Genomic DNA, 18,620 nt, shown 5'->3' on the forward strand with positions numbered 1-18,620 from the left:
CGCCCCGGCCCATCGCACGTAGCGGAAACGGAAAGCGCCCGCCCCCGGGGGGCGGGGCGCTGTTCCGTATGGGTTTTCTGGATCAAACGAAGGTGAAGTCCGACGCGGTCAGGCCTAGGTCGGCCACGGTGACCACACCGCCCAGGTGGACGAATTCATGCGCGCTGTTGTCGGCGGTGACATAGGCCAGAGTTGCGACTCTATCGGTGTAGCTGCTTTGGTAGACAATGATGTCGCCGGCGTGCTCGCCGGAGATCGCACTCGCGGCTTCAGAAGCAGAGTTGAAAGATTCGCCAGTGATTACCACGACGTGTTCGCCGTTCGCACCCGAGGCCGCACCACTGTAGAAGCTGCTCACCGGGTAGCCGGACTGTATGCTGGCGTTGTTGACGAAGTTCGCGCCAAAACCGTCATTGTAGAGGCCCACCGCATCGAAGGCGAACTTGTCCTCCGCCGGGTTGAAATCGGTGATAGTGGTAATGTCCGACTTCGACCCGACAACCCCAGGCACCGGATTGTGGAACTGGAACACGAACGTGTCACTGTCGGGGCCCCCGGTCAACGTGTCCTGGCCGTCACCCACGTAGAGGACATCCTGGCCGGGACCGCCGCTGAGCCTGTCATTGTCCTCACCGGAGACGCGCGGGTTGAAGCGGCCGTTGTCGCCGGAGAGATCGTCCCAGCCATCTCCGCCGAAGATGCGGTCGTTACCCTTGCCGCCGATGAGTCGGTCACTGTCCGGGCCACCCGAGATCTCGTCGTTGCCGCCACGACCGTCAATCCAGTCACCGCCCTGGAAACCCTCCATCCAATCGTCAAGCTCGGTGCCGATGAGTGTTTCGGCACCCGGGCCACCCTCGATAATCTTTGCCATCGAAAATACTCCTAATGATGCACCCTGCCTGACGCGTTGATATTCCTCATCGGATAATTAGAGAAATCGATTGCTTGGATAGACACACATTTACGAAATGGATGCATTCACGTTCACTTCGCCCTTCTGCTGAGCAGTTGCGGGCTCGCTGGCGGCGGGGACGCTGGTCGCCCAAGCAATCGATGAAGATTCGACACTCAAACCGGGACCAGGACGAACTTCGTAACGGGGCCGTCCTGGTTGGGCCCCAAACTTCTCTCTGTTTGCTCGACGCCGGCATACCCGCACCGTGAGCGCTGGACGAGGACAAGTTCCGCTGGCGGAGAACGGCGTGATCGGCTTGCCGCGCCGAAACTGATGGCGCTCGTCGAAGGCATGGACTGGACACGCGTTCGAGCCGAACGGCGACGGCGTCCGGCCGGAAGGCGGTGGCGAAGTGACTCAGGCGCAAAAGGCGGGCTTCAGGCCGTGCACAATAAGCTTCTGTCGGCGTCATGACGAGAAGCGCTTCGCCCCGTCCCCACGAAATCGATACGCTCAAGGCGATGTTCGTCGCCATGGCGGCGGAGAAGGCCGAACTGCAACAACTCCGGAGCGAAACACTCAAGGCCGAGATCGTCCGGATGGCGACACTCAACGAGCCTGCCCAGGAGCGAATCGCCGACCTTCATGGGATCGTCAAGCAGCTGGCGCGCGCCGCTTCGGTCGCAGCTCCGAGAAGCTCGAACGTGACCAGCAGGCCTTCGCCTTCGACGAAATCCAGACCGGGCTCGGCGCGATTGAGTCCGAGCTCGAGGCCGCAAGACCGACAGGCGAGCCGCGACGTGCTGCGCGACCGCGCAAGGCGTTCCCGGCGCATCTGGAGCGGGTCGAGATCGTCATCCAGCCCGAGCCATGGGGGAAGAAGCGCTCCCGCAGCCAATCGTCCAGTCCGTCAAACGCGGTCGGCCGCACAGGCTTGCGAAACGGAACAGTCCCGCCCTCGCTTAGATACCGAGGCACCGTGTTGCGCGCGCACCCGAATTCCTACGCCCGTCGGTTCCCCAGCCAAGCTCATGCAGCCGCAGCATCGCTGCCACCTCTTCAGGCTGAAGGATCTGCTCTCCCTGCATCGTTCTCGACAATGCAGGAATCGCCCAATCCCAATCGCCATCCATGCCTCCTCTCATAACCGAGGGGGTCAGTTTCTCAATTCGGCCGACAACTGAGACGTCCGGTGCTCTTAGGCGGGGTAATCATACGAGATGCCTCCTGCAACATCATTTCCCGCATCCATAGGCTTGCCGGATCATTATTGTGAAGCGCAGGCCATTGGACGGCCTCCGTGAATGCGGCAGGAAGTGGCGGCGGAAGTTCGACAATCCGCAGGGGTGTTAATTTTGCGAAATGCTGCGCCAGCCGTAAGGGCATTGTCCCGATGCGGTTGGTGCCTGATAGAAGGGGCGGGATCATGCTAAAGCCCTGTACGACGACCTCGATACGTCTCTCGAAACCGTTCTCGAGCAAATACCATTCCTCGATGGAGGGCTGCCGGGTGTCCCCGAATTTAAGCACAACCTGCCCCATCGACAAGTATCGGTCGAATGTAAGTGGCTCTGACAGCTGCTTGTTCGTGCCGCAGCCTACGCATACGAGTATATCTTCGAACAGGGCTGCGCGAGGATGTTTCGACATGAACACTTCCGGCATAATCAGAAAATCAACGTCGCCGCGCCGGAGAAGCTCCTCGGGGTCGTCGGAAATAAGCAGACATTCGAAGCGGACGGCGGGAGCTTCCCGCGCAGCACGCTTTACGATCTTCTTAAAAAATACGAGTGTGAGGTAATCGGAAAGGATGATGCGGAAGCGACGATCCGATCGGGCCGGGTTAAAGGCGTCCCAGGAAATAATCGACAGCTGGATGTGCAGCAATGCCTCCCGGACTGCTGTGGCGAGCCCCTCCGCGCGCGGTGTCAAAATGAGTTCGCGGCCGTTCATCGTAAATAGCTCATCGCCGAAATAGGCGCGTAACCGACCGACGGCGGCGCTCATGGCCGGCTGACTCAGGTTAATACTGCGGGCCGCGGCGGTGACTTTACGCTCCCTGATCAAAGCGTCCAGCACAACGAGGAGATTTAGATCGAGTCCCTTAAAACGCATGTATTGACCTATCCGACGCGTGGATGGGTATCGCCCAAAGAATCAATTTTACGAATGGTGAGTAGCGTCAACGCATCAGCCGACGACGAAATAGAGCAACCGATAGGAAGAACGGCAAAACCGTGTATATGCAAAGCGCGCCGATATGCAGGCCCATGCTGCCGGCCGGACGGCCAAGCATCGCCGGACGAATGAGGTCAATTGCATGTGCGAGCGGCAACAAGGAGGCGACGTCCTGAAAAGCGCCGGGCAATTGGTTGACCGGAAACATCGCGCCGCAAAGGAACAGCATGGGTGTTATAACAAGCGTATTATAAAATATGAAATATTCATAACTGGGCGCAAGCGCCGTGACGACCATCGCTAGACTCGCGAAGGCGAGGCCACTGAGAGCGATGACTGGCAGCAAGCAGAGGATGGATGGCCACGATGCGTAGCCGAGCGTGGTGGCAACAATAGTGATTGCTGTGCCCGCCATCAGGGCCTTGGTGGCTGCCCACGCCAATTCGCCGAGTAAGATATCGCCGAGCGTCAGCTGAGTGCATAGCATTGCTTCCCAGGTGCGCTGGTGGTCCATGCGGCCGAAACTCCCGTAAACCGTTTCAGCGGTCGCCGATGCCATCGCGCTTGTGGCAACCATGCCAGCCGCGAGAAACGCAATGTACGAAGTGCCATCAACAGGACCTATCATTGTTCCGATGCCAAAGCCGAGACCGAACAGATAGATCATCGGATCGGCGAGGTTGCCGAGAACCGATGCAAGCCCGATTTTCTTCCATCCAAGATAGTTGCGGCGCCAAACCGCGACCCAATTCCACGCATTGGCGGGCATGCCCGCCGCATAACGTTCGCCCATTGTTCAGTCCTCCATCTCGCGCCCGGTTAGCCGCAAAAACACATCCTCGAGATTGGGGGGACGCTGCAGAAGGCGTAGACCCGCGCGCCCGCGTAGCTGCACCAGCACCTGCTCCGGATCGGGTGCATAGCAAAAAAGCGTCTCACCGCTCACCTCGATGCGCTGTGCGTACGGCCGGATCAGCGCACCCAGTTCATGCGGATTGCCGCCGTAGACCTCGACCACGTCACAGCCGATCTGCTCGTCAATGAGTGCGGACGGGCGGCCTTCGGCGATCTTGCGCCCCTCCTCCATAACGCACAGCCGATCGCACAGCCGCTCGGCCTCTTCCATGAAATGGGTAGTCAAAAGAATAGTCTTGCCCCGCGCCAGCAGCGATCGCAGCCGTTCCCAGATCAGGTGGCGGGCCTGCGGATCGAGGCCGGTGGTCGGCTCGTCCATCACCAGCAAGTGCGGGTCATTGATCAGCGCACGCGCGAGCGTCAGGCGCCGCTTCATGCCGCCGGACAGTTCGGCGACGCGCGCATCCGCTTTGTTCTCGAGGCGGGCGAACTCAAGCAGCGACGGTATAACCGCTTCGATCTGGCGTCTGCTCATCCGGAAGTAGCGCCCGAACACCAACAGGTTCTCGCGTACAGTGAACGCGGTATCAAGATTGTCGAACTGCGGGACCACGCCGATGCGCATACGTGCCAAACGCGCGCGCGCCGGCACTGGAGCGCCGAGCACAGTAATCTTCCCCGCATCAGGCGATGTCATGCCGAGGACCATACGCGCAATCGTGCTTTTGCCCGCACCGTTCGGTCCCAAGAGCCCGAAGCATTCCCCCGCTGCAACGCGGAACGACAGTCTGTCGACAACGAGCTTGTCATAAGTTTTGCTTACGTCAGTAAGATCGATCGCTACCATGGACATGGGTTCATTTTACCGAGAGGGTCGCCAAGACTGGCGGTTGCTTGGTTGCCTGCCCGACCTGAAACTGTGACTCGTCTTCGCCATCCCAGCCGTCGATAACGAATTGATCGACATCACAAGGATTTAGCCCCTGTTCCGCCAAAGCGGCGACAATTGCGTCGAGATTATCGATGGTTTGGTAACGCGGATTGTTGTGCCGCTTTTCCTGCTCAACGCAGAAGACGAGCCGTCCATCCTCGACAAGGGCGATCGCCCCGTCATGGGTCAGCTTGATACCACAGATGCGCATAGTGTCTCCACGTTAACGGCGATAAATTCGATTCATCAGGAAGCGGAAAGCGGGTTCCGGAAACGGACGAGCAAGCAGTGTTCGTTAGCCGACTCGCCCCGACACTCAAGACGCTCTACCTCGATCAACGTTTCGTTCAGCATGGCGATGACCGGCTCAGCACCAGCGGCGTGACCCCAGCGACGGCGATTAGCATCCCTTGCCGATCCGAAGATCAGATGCCCGCCTGGCGCAAGCACCCGCACCAGGTTTTTGACGGCCGCGCGCATCTCGGCTATGTCTTCGAGGTAGTATAGGACCTCCGCCACAACGATCAGGTCAAACAACTGGTCGGTCGAAAACTGTTGAACATCGGAGACTATCCAGTTGATGCGCGACGGCTCCTTTATCCGTTGACGTGCTCGAGCAATCGCTTGCGCCACGACATCGATGACGGTGAGCCCTTGGCAGTAGGGAGCTAGTTTTTCCGTGAATGCGCCGGCAGCGCACCCGACTTCGAGGGCATTTGTAATGGAGCCTTGGGCAAGCGCCAGCTGGAGCATTTGCGTTTGGCGCTCCCGCTCGAACGGATTGCCGTCGAGGCGCCACGGATCGTCTGCGGCCAATTCCCGATCGAGCAACTGATGATTCATGTTCTGGGTCAAACTCGTCCACCTCTCGTCCACCTAGGTAATTAGCGATCACTCGTCGCCGCAGATGTTGCTCGACAGCGCTAATCCCGAAGAATCCGCGCAAGATTGAGCCTGCGAAGCGGAGCCGCATGCGGTGAGAATTCTGCCCTGCTTGATCCAGTGATCGGAGTTTGGGTGGGGGCCTGTTTTCCCCCAGTGTTCGATGTAGCGACAGCAGAGCTTCGCGACAGCCAATCGCTATTGCTCAATGTACACAGCGCGTAGGCCTTCAAGGGAAGTAAGAGAAAGATGTTGATGAACGTGTGCAGGGAAAAGCCCAGAAATCGAAACTGTCGAGCACGAAATGCTACCACGCTGCATCGGAGCATGGTCATGGACACAATCATCAGTCCTGTCCACCAAGGCACAGTGCCTGTCAGTGCGAAATGTGCGAGGCCCGTTAGTACCGATAGGGCGAGGAGTAGCGGCCCGAGATTCTGTCCGACCACGTCCAACGTGAGATAGCTATTGAGGCCGGGCAGCAAGCGCAGCCCAAGCAGCGTGTCCCGGAATGTGCTTCGTGCCCAACGGAGTTGTTGGCGCAGATACGGTCCGAGTCTGTTCGGAACGACTGTGGCCGCGATGGCGCCCGGAACGTACTCGGTTCGAAAGCCTGCTTTCAGCATGAGGATAGTGAGATGGCGATCCTCCCCGAAGTCGCTTGGCTTGCCCCGAAAAAATTGCGACTCGTACTGGTCCAGTAACAAAAGGAGCGCAGACCGGCGGTACATGGCACATGGGCCGCAACAGCACATAACGGCACCGAAGCGAGCCTGTGCCGCGCGCTCCTCGTTGCAAGCCAGCCAGTACTCCATGTCTATCAGCCTTGTCAGCCAGCTCTCGCTCCGGTTACTGGCAATCAACTGACCCATGACTGCGCCGACCGCTGGATCTCGCATCTTCGGTACAAGCTTGGTGATGACGTCGGACGCGAGTATCGTGTCTGAATCAACGTTAAGCACCAAATCCCCGGATGAGCGGCGTATCGCGGAGATCTGCGCCTTGCGCTTTCCAACATTCTCGGGAAGCAAAATGATGTCGAACCTAGGGTCGCGCGCGTAGGTTTCGTGGACAGTTCCTACGGCTTCGCGATTTCCAGAACCGTCATCAACCACATAGACCCGAAGTCTTCCGGCGTATTCTTGGTCTGCAATGGACGCCAGGCACTCTGAAAGCGTGCGCGGATCCTCGTTGAAGCAGGGGACGATGACATCCACGCTGGGCAGTTGATCGGAGCCGACGAGATCCTCCAACGCCGATGAGTCGTTTGTCGGCAGAGCATAAATCCCCTGCATGCTCTTATAAGCAGTCGAGAGCAGTGCATAAAGCGAAATGGCCACAGTGCTGGTTGTACCAAGAAGAGTCATGGGATCTCGTTTGTTCAGTGATGTTGAGGAAGTGAGCGGATTACAAATCCGCGCTCATGAAGTGCTGGAATCAGCCGGGACAGCGCCGTGACCGTCTGGTCGCGCAGACCGGCGTGAGCGCCCTGGCTCAACTCGCCGGGAGGGCATCCGTCGTGCAAGAGTACGATTGCGCCCGGCCGGACAGAGGCGAGCACGGTATCGATAATCGCGTCGACCCCAGGGCGAGACCAATCTCGAGGGTCGACGGACCAATGGAGGGCCGTCAGCCCGCAGATCTGTGACGCTGTGAAGACTTCTTCGCTCCAGGCCCCGTAGGGCGCGCGAATATAGCGCACCGAGGCCTGAGGGCACGCCCTCATGATGGCGCCGTTCGCTTCAAAGATCTCACGTTGCACTTCGCCGAAGCCGCATTTGTACAGATCCGGATGAGTCATCGTGTGGTTGCCTAGCTCGTGCCCTTCTGCAAACATTCGTTGGATTAGATCCGGGTGCTCTAAGGCGTAGGCGCCGATGACGAAGAAAGTCGCCGGCACCCGCTGCTCTGCCAACACATCCAGAATCTCCGGTGTGAAAAGTGGATTGGGACCGTCGTCAAACGTCAGATAAACGCTGCGACGGCCGGTGCCGTCAGAGCACTCACGGCGCACTTCGTACAAGCAATCGGGACGGCTCATAGCTCTGGTCCGTTCCGATCGATCATCGTGCCCGTGGGCCATTCGCTGATCGGCCGTCCAACTGGCAGAACAATGGTGAGTGCGTCATCGATGCGTGTGGGCGGCAGGTCGAGGCGCGCCTCTGGTCGGGTGGAGCGCACGCGAATTCCCGACAAAACGGCCAAAGGGCTGTATCGCCGCCCGAACCTCTCAACATGATTCCGCAGCGCGTCCCGGACCGTTCCGAAAGCGAATGGAACGCCAAGCTCCTGCAGTATTGGAAGCATGACATGGATTGAATGGGCGATTCCGAGACCATCAAGGTCCGGACGTACCCCGTACAGGCCCAGCTCAGCCACCAACAGGTCGACCGCGTCAACCTTGATGAAACGGCGCAGTACGCCCATGTGAGCCGCTACACCGCTTGAATCATAGGCGATTGCGCGGAGTTCAGGCCTGGCTCCGGCCCAGCTTCGACTACCCACGAACGGTTCTGCGTTGGACGCCCCAGTCGGCCCGTAGGTATCACGGAAGAACTGGGCGAGCTCGACGTGATCGGAGAGCTGCAACTCGTTTTCCCAGCACAATTTCCACTGCACCTGAGGGCGCATTCAGGACCTCTCTTCAAAATAGTTTCTTGCGGGCCGCATTACCCGGCCAAAGCGGCGGCGTTGTTGGCTGCACTCAACCGTTGTCGTTAGCGAAGGTGAGCCAGCCGGTGGGGCTCGCCAATGAGCTCTCTCGATGTTCCCGCCCGTGTCGGCGCCGTCGATTTGAGCTTGACGTCGGTCATTTACGTTCCTCTAATGCATGGTTCGTAAATTCGTAAAATTGATTGTTTAGATGATGCCCATCCACACGCTGGATAGATCAGGATATGCGGTTTAAGGGGCTGGATCTGAATCTCCTCGTTGTGCTGGACGCTCTGATCAGGGAGCGTAAAGTCACTGCCGCGGCCAACAGTATTAATCTGAGCCAGCCGGCCATGAGCGCCGCCGTCGCTCGGTTACGCGCCTACTTCAGCAATGAGCTGTTTACGATGAACGGCCGCGAGCTCATTTTGACACCGCGCGCGGAGGGGCTTGCCCCAGCAGTCCGGGACGCATTGCTGCACATCCAGCTATCGATTATTTCCTCCGACGCCTTTAACCCAGCCCAATCGGATCGTCTCTTCCGAATCATGCTTTCCGATTACCTCACGCTCGTGCTTTTTAAGGGGATCGTAGAGCGTACTGCGCGGGAAGCTCCCGCCGTCCGCTTCGAATGTCTGCCTATTTGCGACGACCCCGAGGAGCTTCTCCGGCGCGGCGACGTTGATTTTCTGATTATGCCGGAAGTGTTCATGTCGAAACATCCTCGCGCAGCCCTGTTCGAAGATATGCTCGTATGCGTAGGCTGCGGCACGAACAAGCAGCTGTCAGAGCCACTTACATTCGAGCGATACTTGTCGATGGGGCATGTCGTGCTCAAATTCAGGCACACCCGGCAGCCCACCATGGAGGAGTGGTATTTGCTCGAGCACGGTTTCGAGAGACGTATCGAGGTCGTCGTACAGGGCTTTAGCCTGATCGCGCCCGTCCTATCAGGCACCAACCGCATCGGTACCATGCCCTTACGGCTGGCGCAGCATTTCGCAAAAACAACACCCCTGCGGATTGTCGGACTTCCGCCGCCACTTCCTCATCCCGCATTCACGGAGGCCGTCCAATGGCCTGCGCTTCACAATACTGATCCGGCAAGCCTGTGGATGCGGGAAATGATGTTGCAGGAGGCATCTCGCCTGGCGCCTTTGCTTGAAAGCTATTGAGCGCTTCCTGGAGGCGGTCGCGATCGCGTAGGAGCGGTTGCCATTCGGGCGTCACGCCTTTGGCTCGGCAGAGCGGCGCAGTTCCTTGCTGAGTACGAGGGCCAGGAACGAGCAGAACACATGCCCGGGTTGGTGTTGAGTTGACTGCCGCCTCCGATTTCGCGTGCGAAGTCCCAGAAGATGTCTAGCCCCACTCAAATGCCAACTTTGCCGGCCTTGCCGCGGCTTTTCACGCGCGGCCAGGCGAGGAGATGCCGGTCGACGAGGTCAATCCCAATGGACTGTGCCGGCCTCGCTCGGCTACTGGCGTGAGGCATCCTTGACGACACCGCCCTGCACCGACAACGTCGAGATGTTGGCAATGAAGCCGGTCGCGACCTCGCGCTTCCGCCTGAACGCGTGGCCGATCCGTTCACCCAATTGGCGCTTCATCCTGGGCCGCGGCTGAGGCCTGTGGGGTGCGGCTACCCCGCGTGGATGGGATCATCAATCAACTTTCTCTCATTTATGAAAGGAAACTTCCCCGCTTACGATAGAAGCCATCAGTTTCATATATTTTCCGGCAGATGAATGTCGAACGGCAGAAATGTCTGTCCTGGTGTTTCAGCAGTGCCGGTCTCGATAGCCCGCGTCATCAGCGTTATCAGCTCCTGGGAAAGCCGGCGCATTGGCGTGGCGACCGCCATCGTGATGATGTTATCAGCGAGTGCCGCCCGAGATTCCGGCGTGATTTCATTCACGATCGCGACGAGATCGCGACTTTTACCCTCTTCCCGGACCGCGGAGATGGCGCCCTCCATGCCGCCCCCGGCGACATAGAAGCCGACGAGCTCGGGTTCCCGCTGCATGAGATCAAGCGTTGCCTCGTAGGTGACCTGCCGTTTCTCCAGGTTCACAAGCGGATCGAGCACCTCGAACGTCGGCGCGTTCTCACGGCAATAGGAGCGAAAGCCGACGTCACGGAGCTCGTGCCCCTGGAAACGATGGCTACCGACAAACACCGCCACCTTGCCGGGCCGTTTTGCGACCTTGGACACCATCCAAGCGGCCGTGCGCCCCACCTTGCGGTTGTTGAGGCCGATATAGCCCTGTCGCACGCCGGCGGCGAAGTCGGAAAGCAGCGAGAAAACCGGAATGCCTTTGGCCTTGAGGTCCTCAACCGCTGCTGTAATTTTTGGGTGGTCCGGTGCCACCATCGCGATCGCATGGCAGCGTGCGCCCAAATCCTTGAGCGGTGCGATTAGGTCGCTCGGCATATGTGACGGGGCGAATTGGATGAGCGGAATGCCGTGGAAGGACTGGGCCAAATTGACCGACGCTTCGACCTCGCGCGCAAAGTCTTGGTAGAAATGCTGGGCCGGTTTTCTCAAGATGAAGCCCAGACGGTAGCACGGTAGGTCTCGCCGCAAGCGCTGCTTGATGAGCCCGGCAGCATGATAGCCGATCGCGTGGGCGGCGTCGTGGACCCGCCGCGCGGTCTCCTCGCGCACCGGATGGCGGGCGTTCAGAACCCGATCGACCGTTGCTACGCTGACTCGGGCTTCGCGGGCGAGATCGGCAATTGTGGGGCGCTTGGTCATGGGTCCTATTCTGATTGGTTTTTGACGCAGGCTGGCTCTCTGTCACCTAGCGCGATTCGACAATGGTTTCGGGTGGGCAAAGTGAAGACGCCCGCATACTGAATGATCGACAGCGTATTGGACTACTCCAGACGTAGACCGGCCGGGTATAACGGAAGGTTCATTCGCTTAGGGCGGCGACGATTTGCACTCACACATTTAGCGCTTCTGATACATGGTCCGTGAGGCGCCGTTTAGAGCCTGCGAGTCGATCGTTCAGGTCATGTGACCAGCTTGGCGAAACCGGTCGCGGTGCGTCGCCCTTACTCGGCGGAGGATAGCCGGTTTGATGCCTCGGCAAGCTGATGACCGCAGAAGGCGGCTTTCATCTGCGCTCGGTCCAATTCTCCTTCCCAGCGGGCAACGACGAGGGATGCCACTGCGTTGCCGACGCAATTCGTCAGCGCCCGGCATTCGGACATGAAGCGGTCGATGCCGAGTATCAGTGCCATCCCAGCAACGGGAACACTCGGAACTACGGCGAGCGTAGCAGCCAGGGTGATGAAGCCCGCACCTGTCACACCTGCAGCGCCCTTGGAGGAAAGCATCGCAACGAGCAGCAGCAGCACCTGATCGCCGATTGACAGATCCGTGTTCGTCGCCTGCGCGATGAAGAGGGCCGCCAGGGTCATGTAGATATTCGTGCCGTCCAGATTGAACGAATATCCGGCCGGGATGACGAGACCCACAACCGAACGCCTGGCGCCCGCCTTCTCCATCTTCTGCATGAGCGAGGGGAGCGCGGCCTCCGAGGAGGACGTTGCGAGGACAAGCAGCAGCTCTTCCTTGATGTAGCGAATAAGAGAACAGATCGAAAAGCCGTTGTAGCGGCAGACCGCGCCGAGAACCCCGAACACGAAGAGGAAGGCGGTGAAATAAAACGTCGCGACCAGCATCGCGAGGTTGACGACCGAACCGATGCCATATCTACCGATGGTGAAGGCCATTGCGCCGAAAGCGCCGATCGGCGCGGCTTTCATCAGAATGCCGACGAGCTTGAAGACAGGCGCGATGAGCGCCTGAAGGAAGGAAACGACAGGCTTGCCCGTCTCTCCGGCCATCGCGAGCGCCATGCCGAACAGAACCGAGAAGAACAGCACCTGCAGGATGTCGCCTTCCGCGAAGGCACCGACAATCGTTGGCGGGATGATGTTCATCAGGAAGCCGGTGACCGACTGCTCGTGGGCCTTTGCGGCATAGGTATTCACGGCCTGGACATCGAGCGAGGCCGGATCGATGTTGAGGCCGGCGCCAGGCTGGACGACATTGGCGACGATGAGGCCGACGATCAGCGCCAGCGTCGAGAAGGTGAGGAAATAGACCATTGCCTTGCCGGCGACCCGGCCGACCTTGTGAAGATCGTTCATGCCGGCAATGCCGGTCGCAATTGTCAGGAAGATGACAGGCGCGATGATCATCTTGACCAGCTTGATGAAGGCATCACCCAGCGGCTTCAGGCTCTCGCCGGTCCCCGGATAGAAATAGCCAATTGCGATGCCGAGGGCGATGGCGGCAAGCACCTGCGCGTAAAGCTTGGCATAGAAGGGTTTGCGGGGCGCGGGACTCGCGCCGCGGACTTGTGCAGCTGACACTGTTTCTCTCTCCCTGACCGAATCGAGGTGGCGTGACTTCTCCCGGGCTTCTCCCTATCGCGGCGCTCCGGTCGAACGCTGCACCAACGCCGCCGCAATACCCATGCCAAATGGATCCGCATGACCTGAACTGACGTTGGGCTCGCCTATGATGGGATGAATGCGGTGGCACAAGACGGGAATGACAAGGCCGCCGTCCAGCACGCGCCTGATGTTCTCCGGCAGATTGCCGGTCGATCTCTCTGGCTTGCGGTTTTGCTGCACATCGTGGCGGGCTCCTCGGTTTGCCGACTTTGGGAAGGGCCGCATCGCTGGCACCAGGGCGCAGAATTGCCGTGTTCTTTGCCGCGCTCCCGCTGCAGCGACAGCTTGAAAGCGACGTCGAGACGTAGGGATTGACGCCGCTGGTGCTGACCGCGACGATGCGGTTCAGAAGTTCCGAGCACCGCGGAGAAAGCCGCGCTCGACCGCCACCTTCGCGCCTTCACACGCGACGCCGCCGCCTTATCTGCGTCATCAATATCGAGGAAATGGCGGTTGCCGCGACCGACCAGTGTCGTCGGCAGTGATTATCGCTCCCGCCCCTGGTTCGCAGGCGCTGGTGACTGGCACGGCCCGGCAACTCGGCGCGGTCAGCCGCTCGGGCACCGCATCGCCGGCGCCGTATTTCTGTCGTTCAACATCGCCGACAAAAATTAGAACTGATGAATTCTATCATAGGCCGCGAGGTTTCCTTTCACGAATGAAAGAAAGCTCGATTGACTATCCCGCCTCGCTCCAGTCTTTTGAAATCAACGTGTGGTTGCCCCCGTGCAAGCCGAGAACGTGGCCAAGCTTCGTGGAGGGAGAGCCAAGCGATGCGTCAGGGGTCGACCCGCTTTGCACTCGACCACACGGCGGTGGCACGAGTTCACGTCAGAGCATTTTCGCGCTTGCCCGCGACGTCGCGGGCGCACATGCCGCCGGCATGCATTTCATGGCGCGAGATCGAGGATCACATGCACCACAACATTCCCAAATCAGAACAAAATGCCAGCGAGTGCCGCATTTCGCTTCCGGATGCGAAAAGGGCTTACCCAAAGTCCGAGACGAACACCGCGGTCCCTTTTGTGCCATCGCACGAGCACGCGCTTACCGGCATCTTCGAAATATCGAAAGTACTCACCGACCCCGCCCGGCTCGAAGTCACGTTGGCCAAGGTCGTCGATCTCCTGCCCTCGTTTGTGCAGATGCGGCACGGCATCATCGCTCTCTTCGACGCTGAGGGCATACTGGACATCACCGTAGTCACCGGCTGCGACGAGAACAGCGATGAGCGCTCCCGGATGCGTCTGCCGCGCAAGGCAATCGATCGGATTGTGACGACGGACACGCCGCTCGTCGCCGAGAACATAGCGGTGCATTCGGCCTTCACTACCGCTGACATAGAGGTGCTTGGGGCCTCCGACCCCGTGTCGTTCATCGGCGTTCCCATTCGTGTTGATGGGAACGCCGTAGGCACGCTGATTATCGACCGCGCCTTGGACAGCAGGTCAACGTATCGGCTCGATTATGATGTCCGGCTGCTCACCATGATCGCCAACATGGTGGGACAGACAGTCAAGTTGCACCGCTTCTCCGCGGGCGACCGCGAACGACCGACAGAGGTGGAAGATCGGCTGCAAACGCAATTCTCTGATGTCAAGCACCCTGCACCGCAGCGCAAGAAGGTTCACGTCAAGGGGATGATTGGCGATAGTCCGGCGCTAAGCGCGCTGCTCGAGAAGATCGCAGTGGTAGCTAAGGCAAAGACCACGGTTCTGTTGCGAGGCGAATCCGGTACCGGGAAGGAGCTGGTCGCCAAGGCAATTCACGAGTTGTCGCCGCGCGCCAAGCGGCCCTTCATCAAACTCAATTGTGCAGCGCTGCCAGAGACAGTCCTGGAATCCGAATTGTTCGGTCATGAGAAGGGTGCCTTCACAAGCGCGTTCAATTCCCGCAAGGGTCGCTTTGAGCTCGCCGACAAGGGGACGTTGTTTCTGGATGAGATCGGCGAGATCTCGGCCTCCTTCCAGGCAAAGCTACTGCGCGTGCTGCAGGAGCAGGAGTTTGAGCGCGTCGGCAGCAACCAGACCATCAAGGTCGACGTTCGCGTGATTGCCGCCACGAACAGGAACCTTGAAGAGGCGGTTGCAAGGAATGAGTTCCGCGCCGACCTATATTATCGCATCAACGTGGTTCCCTTGCTGGTGCCGGCATTACGCCAAAGGCGCAGCGATATTCCGCTCCTCGCAGCTGAGTTTCTCAAGAATTTCAACGATGAGAACGGCCGTACGCTGACCTTCGATGCGCGTGCGATTGAAGTACTGATGAAATGTGAATTTCCCGGCAACATTCGCGAGCTTGAAAATTGCGTGCACCGGACAGCGATCCTGGCGGAGGGACGATCAATCGGGAGAAACGACTTTGCGTGCTCCCACGACCAATGCTTTGCCGAGGCGCTGCGGAAGAGCAGATCGGGCAAGGCCGCGCTGCAACCAGCGCCAATCCTCCCAGAGGCAGTGAATCCGGCCACGCCGCCGGATGCGGCCGCTCGTTCGGCCGCCACCACAGTCCCGCCTGCCGGAGCAACCCACTCATTGGGCGCGAGGACCACCGACGCCGAGCGCGTCATTGCTGCCATGGAAAGATGTGGCTGGGTGCAGGCAAAGGCGGCGCGCCTGCTTGGACTGACCCCGCGCCAGATTGGCTACGTGCTGAGGAAATACGGCATCGAGGTCAAGCGTCTGTGAAAGCATGACTCAGGCGGATTAGCTGAGACCGCTTAGCGGCTTGGCCCGCGCAGGGATGCAGATCCGCGTCCGCGTCAAGTCGATCCGACCGAGGACAGCCTGGCCGAATTCCCGTGGCAGCCGGCGTTGCGACCATCTTGTGAAAGGCGACGCTGCCATCGTCAATCCGTCCGCCATGTTGCTCTCGTTGCGAGCTCATACGGATGCCCTGTGCGACTGAAACGGAGATAAAATATGTCCGATGCAAAACTGCAAGCTGTGCTTTCGTCTCTTCCGCAAGGGACGCGACAGCTAGATGCTCTGCCGTCCAACGGACCAGCGCCGGACAGAAGTTTTGTCAAGCTGAATACGAATGAGAACCCGTTTCCGTTGCCGCCAATCATAATGCAAAGTGCAGTGGCGGCCCTCAATCGCCAGTATCTGTATCCGGACGACGATAACATCAGCTTGAGGGAAGCAGCGTCCAATACCTATGGCGTATCCACGGATCAGGTCATCGCAGGCAACGGGTCGTCTGAACTGCTCGGACTCATCTACAGAGCTTTCCTCGCCCCTGGCGACAAGGTGGCGATGATATCGCCAGGGTTTTCGTTCAACCGCAAACTTGCCATGTTGCATGGTGCTGAGTTTCTCGAGATCGGATGTCAAACTCATTCGCTGCCAATGGAGCAATTGCTTTTCGGTCCGGCAAAAGACGCCAAGTTCATTCTGGTGGCCAATCCAAACAATCCGACCGGAACATTCCTCTCGATAAGCAATATCGAACGCCTCGTGGCACAATCGGATCGCCTGGTCGTCCTTGATGAGGCCTATGTCGACTTTGCACCCGATCACGGGCTGCGCCTCATCAACCGTTATTCGAACCTTCTGATCTTGAGAACATTTTCGAAGAGCTATGCCGCCGCCGGCATTCGCGTCGGTTTCGGTTTCGGTCACCCTGAGATTATTGGCAGGCTGCGCAACATCCAGAACGTCTTCAACATGAACGTGATCGGGCATGCGGTTGGTATCAGCGTGCTTGCGCATCGCGGCGCCTACGCAGAGAACCACAAGCACATCAGACATGAACGACAGCGAGTGACAGCCGCACTGTCGCAACTTGGATTTTCCGTAACGCCCTCCCACGCAAATTTCTTGCTAGCCCGTGTGCCAGCGGGACAGGACGGCTCATGGTGGCAAGCAGCCTTGGAAAGGCAAAAGATACTCGTTGCCTACTTTCCGGACAATGGTTTGGAACATTGCATCCGCGTCAGCATCGGCACAAAAGAGCAATTGGATGCATTTCTTACTGCCGCTCGCGATATAGTTGGAAGCTTAAACATACCAAGCACCACGGGCAGGGGAGCGTCAGGCTCTGCTCGTTCGGTACGCTGACGCTAATCCGATATCACACATTGCTATCTTTAGGCTTGCTTGGCCACCCAAGCACGACAACATTTTTCTTTAAAATCGGGGACAATATCGAGTGACAAACGTCTTTCCTTCAAACCTAGCCTTCGGCATCTTCGATCATCTGGACGAGGACGGCCTCGATATCGCCCGGCAGTACGAAGATCGCCTGATATTAGCAGAGGCGTGCGATCAGCTAGGGTTCTATGCCTATCATCTCGCAGAGCACCACTGTACCCCCCATGGGAGAGGTCCATCGCCGAATCTGTTCTTATCGAGCGTCGCCCAGCGCACCCGGCGCCTGCGTCTCGGACCCTTGGTGATGCTGCTTGCGCTTTATCATCCGCTGCGTGCGTTCGAAGAGATCTGTATGCTGGACCAGTTGAGCGGTGGCAGGCTCGAACTGGGCATAGGGCGCGGTGCTCTCCCGATCGAATTGGGTTACTTCGGGATTGGTGCGGACGCGGTGCCGGGCCGCTATGCGGAAGCCAGCGAAATTCTTGTTGAAATACTTGTTAATGCCATGAAGGTTGGCACGCTGTGCTATCAAGGCCGCCATTTTGAGCTCAATGACGTTCCTTTGACGCTAAGACCTCATCAGCGTCCACATCCGCCGACATGGGTCGCCGCCAATCGACCCGAGTCCGCAGCCTGGGCCGCTGCGAATGGAGCAAATATCGCGTGTGTAGGACCTTCCTCTTCTGTTCGCAAAACTACTGATGCGTTCCGCGCCTATCAAGAGGACAACACTGGCGCGGGCGATCGAGCGCCATTTATTGGATTGCTCCGCATGGTCGTGGTTGGGCGTTGTGACACACATGCCTATTCGCTCGCGGCACCTGCTTACGAACGATGGCTCAAGAGCTTCCAATTCCTTTACGAGCTTAACGCTATCCCCACTCCACCCAACCTGCCGCTGACCTTCGATGCGGCAGTCGAGAGTGAATTGTGCGTGGTAGGATCAGCAGCGTCTGTGCGAGAAGCTCTGCTCAGTCAGTTGGAAGAGGCAGGTGCTAACTACCTTCTTTGTCAACTGGCATTTGGGAATCTGCCGCTCGATGCTTCCCTATACACCGCGACGACCATTCAATCCGAAATCATGGCTCGACTTGGCTGACCATGAAATTCGCGGTCTGATCCGAAGGTAAATCGTTGTAACAGCGCTCCCTCACATTGCTCGAGCGTGCACGTGGTGGGGATTGGGAAATCGTGAGGGAGGCCAAACTGACCACGAGCCGGCGGCACAGATTACCAGGTTTGTGCGTTGGCCGGCATCTGGGCACGGTGTGAGACTGCACGATCCTAAGGAGATGATGGCCGAGCGCGTCACGATGCCGGCACGCATCTGCTCGTCGCGCTCGCGCTAGTCGTTGCCCATAGCCCGCCGCAAGAGGTTCTTCTCGACCGGGGCGGCGCCGGTGGCGGCTCCCGCATCCAGCTTCATCAGCGGCTCGGCGGTAGCAAAGCCGTCACTCGCTACGGCGCTGTTGAGGGCGCGCTCGCGAGCGGCTTTGCTACGCCGAGCGACACCACCTGGAGCGAGTTCGCCCGATGTCGCGGCGTGCACCGCGGTCGGATAACGACGCTGGAGGAAATCGTTCGCAGCCGGTCTTCACGATCCGCGCGAGTGCTTTGCATGAATGCTGCCTGCTTCCTCGTCTGCGGCGGCCTGAGTGTC

Annotated in this window: 15 protein-coding genes and 3 pseudogenes; 5 read left to right on the forward strand and 13 right to left on the reverse strand. The window is 58.9% G+C overall.

The window, feature by feature from the left end; genetic code table 11:
* Window positions 1–82 precede the first annotated feature (82 nt).
* Entirely contained in the window at window positions 83–874 is a 792-nt protein-coding gene (locus tag NKI85_RS10545; protein WP_352776713.1) for a calcium-binding protein, read from the reverse strand.
* Window positions 875–1,310: 436 nt separating this feature from the next.
* On the opposite strand from NKI85_RS10545, the pseudogene NKI85_RS10550 reads away from it, so the two are divergent.
* Window positions 1,311–1,691, forward strand: a pseudogene (locus tag NKI85_RS10550) (transposase domain-containing protein); the annotation flags it as partial.
* Between the two features lie 77 nt (window positions 1,692–1,768).
* On the opposite strand, the pseudogene NKI85_RS10555 reads toward NKI85_RS10550, so the two are convergent.
* The 9 genes and pseudogenes from NKI85_RS10555 to NKI85_RS10595 form a co-directional block, all read right to left on the reverse strand.
* Window positions 1,769–2,031, reverse strand: a pseudogene (locus tag NKI85_RS10555) (hypothetical protein); the annotation flags it as partial.
* 31 nt (window positions 2,032–2,062) lie between these two features.
* A complete protein-coding gene (locus NKI85_RS10560) occupies window positions 2,063–3,013 on the reverse strand; it encodes a LysR family transcriptional regulator (RefSeq protein WP_352776714.1) in 951 nt (316 codons plus the stop codon).
* A gap of 67 nt (window positions 3,014–3,080) precedes the next feature.
* A complete protein-coding gene (locus NKI85_RS10565; RefSeq protein ID WP_352516374.1) occupies window positions 3,081–3,869 on the reverse strand; it encodes an ABC transporter permease in 789 nt (262 codons plus the stop codon).
* A 3-nt stretch (window positions 3,870–3,872) separates the two neighbouring features.
* Complete coding sequence (gene nodI, locus NKI85_RS10570; protein ID WP_023719311.1) at window positions 3,873–4,784, reverse strand: nodulation factor ABC transporter ATP-binding protein NodI; 912 nt, start codon at window positions 4,782–4,784, stop codon at window positions 3,873–3,875.
* 55 nt (window positions 4,785–4,839) lie between these two features.
* A pseudogene (locus tag NKI85_RS10575) lies at window positions 4,840–5,073 on the reverse strand (carbamoyltransferase N-terminal domain-containing protein); the annotation flags it as partial.
* 35 nt (window positions 5,074–5,108) lie between these two features.
* Entirely contained in the window at window positions 5,109–5,705 is a 597-nt protein-coding gene (gene nodS / locus NKI85_RS10580; RefSeq protein WP_352776728.1) for a nodulation methyltransferase NodS, read from the reverse strand.
* Window positions 5,706–5,785: 80 nt separating this feature from the next.
* Window positions 5,786–7,111 carry a chitooligosaccharide synthase NodC gene (nodC, locus tag NKI85_RS10585; protein ID WP_352776715.1) on the reverse strand — a complete coding sequence of 442 codons (1,326 nt, stop codon included), beginning with the start codon at window positions 7,109–7,111 and terminating at the stop codon, window positions 5,786–5,788.
* Window positions 7,112–7,125: 14 nt separating this feature from the next.
* Window positions 7,126–7,785, reverse strand: coding sequence for a chitooligosaccharide deacetylase NodB (nodB, locus tag NKI85_RS10590; protein WP_352776716.1), 660 nt, complete (start codon window positions 7,783–7,785; stop codon window positions 7,126–7,128).
* A complete protein-coding gene (locus NKI85_RS10595) occupies window positions 7,782–8,375 on the reverse strand; it encodes a NodA family N-acyltransferase (protein WP_352516371.1) in 594 nt (197 codons plus the stop codon). The genes nodB and NKI85_RS10595 overlap by 4 nt, the downstream gene beginning before the upstream one ends.
* A 266-nt stretch (window positions 8,376–8,641) precedes the next feature.
* On the opposite strand from NKI85_RS10595, the gene NKI85_RS10600 reads away from it, so the two are divergent.
* Window positions 8,642–9,571, forward strand: coding sequence for a LysR family transcriptional regulator (locus NKI85_RS10600; RefSeq protein ID WP_352523371.1), 930 nt, complete (start codon window positions 8,642–8,644; stop codon window positions 9,569–9,571).
* A 548-nt stretch (window positions 9,572–10,119) separates the two neighbouring features.
* On the opposite strand, the gene NKI85_RS10605 is transcribed toward NKI85_RS10600, so the two are convergent.
* Window positions 10,120–11,151: a LacI family DNA-binding transcriptional regulator gene (locus NKI85_RS10605; protein WP_023678260.1), complete on the reverse strand. Its 1,032-nt coding sequence runs from the start codon at window positions 11,149–11,151 to the stop codon at window positions 10,120–10,122.
* A gap of 302 nt (window positions 11,152–11,453) precedes the next feature.
* Window positions 11,454–12,782, reverse strand: coding sequence for a dicarboxylate/amino acid:cation symporter (locus NKI85_RS10610; RefSeq protein WP_352738992.1), 1,329 nt, complete (start codon window positions 12,780–12,782; stop codon window positions 11,454–11,456).
* A gap of 998 nt (window positions 12,783–13,780) precedes the next feature.
* On the opposite strand from NKI85_RS10610, the gene nifA reads away from it, so the two are divergent.
* The 3 genes from nifA (at window position 13,781) to NKI85_RS10625 (ending at window position 18,059) form a co-directional block, all read left to right on the forward strand.
* Window positions 13,781–15,553, forward strand: a complete 1,773-nt coding sequence (gene nifA, locus NKI85_RS10615) for a nif-specific transcriptional activator NifA (RefSeq protein ID WP_352516383.1) — start codon at window positions 13,781–13,783, stop codon at window positions 15,551–15,553.
* A gap of 234 nt (window positions 15,554–15,787) precedes the next feature.
* Window positions 15,788–16,927: a histidinol-phosphate transaminase gene (gene hisC / locus NKI85_RS10620; RefSeq protein WP_352516384.1), complete on the forward strand. Its 1,140-nt coding sequence runs from the start codon at window positions 15,788–15,790 to the stop codon at window positions 16,925–16,927.
* A gap of 91 nt (window positions 16,928–17,018) precedes the next feature.
* Window positions 17,019–18,059: an LLM class flavin-dependent oxidoreductase gene (locus tag NKI85_RS10625; RefSeq protein WP_023678254.1), complete on the forward strand. Its 1,041-nt coding sequence runs from the start codon at window positions 17,019–17,021 to the stop codon at window positions 18,057–18,059.
* Between the two features lie 246 nt (window positions 18,060–18,305).
* Here the strand turns inward: NKI85_RS10625 and NKI85_RS10630 are convergent, their stop codons facing one another.
* A complete protein-coding gene (locus tag NKI85_RS10630; RefSeq protein ID WP_352457028.1) occupies window positions 18,306–18,509 on the reverse strand; it encodes a hypothetical protein in 204 nt (67 codons plus the stop codon).
* Between the last annotated feature and the right edge of the window lie 111 nt (window positions 18,510–18,620).

Origin of the sequence: Mesorhizobium sp. M0571, assembly GCF_040320985.1 — a bacterium.
In the GTDB taxonomy this organism is placed as follows: domain Bacteria; phylum Pseudomonadota; class Alphaproteobacteria; order Rhizobiales; family Rhizobiaceae; genus Mesorhizobium.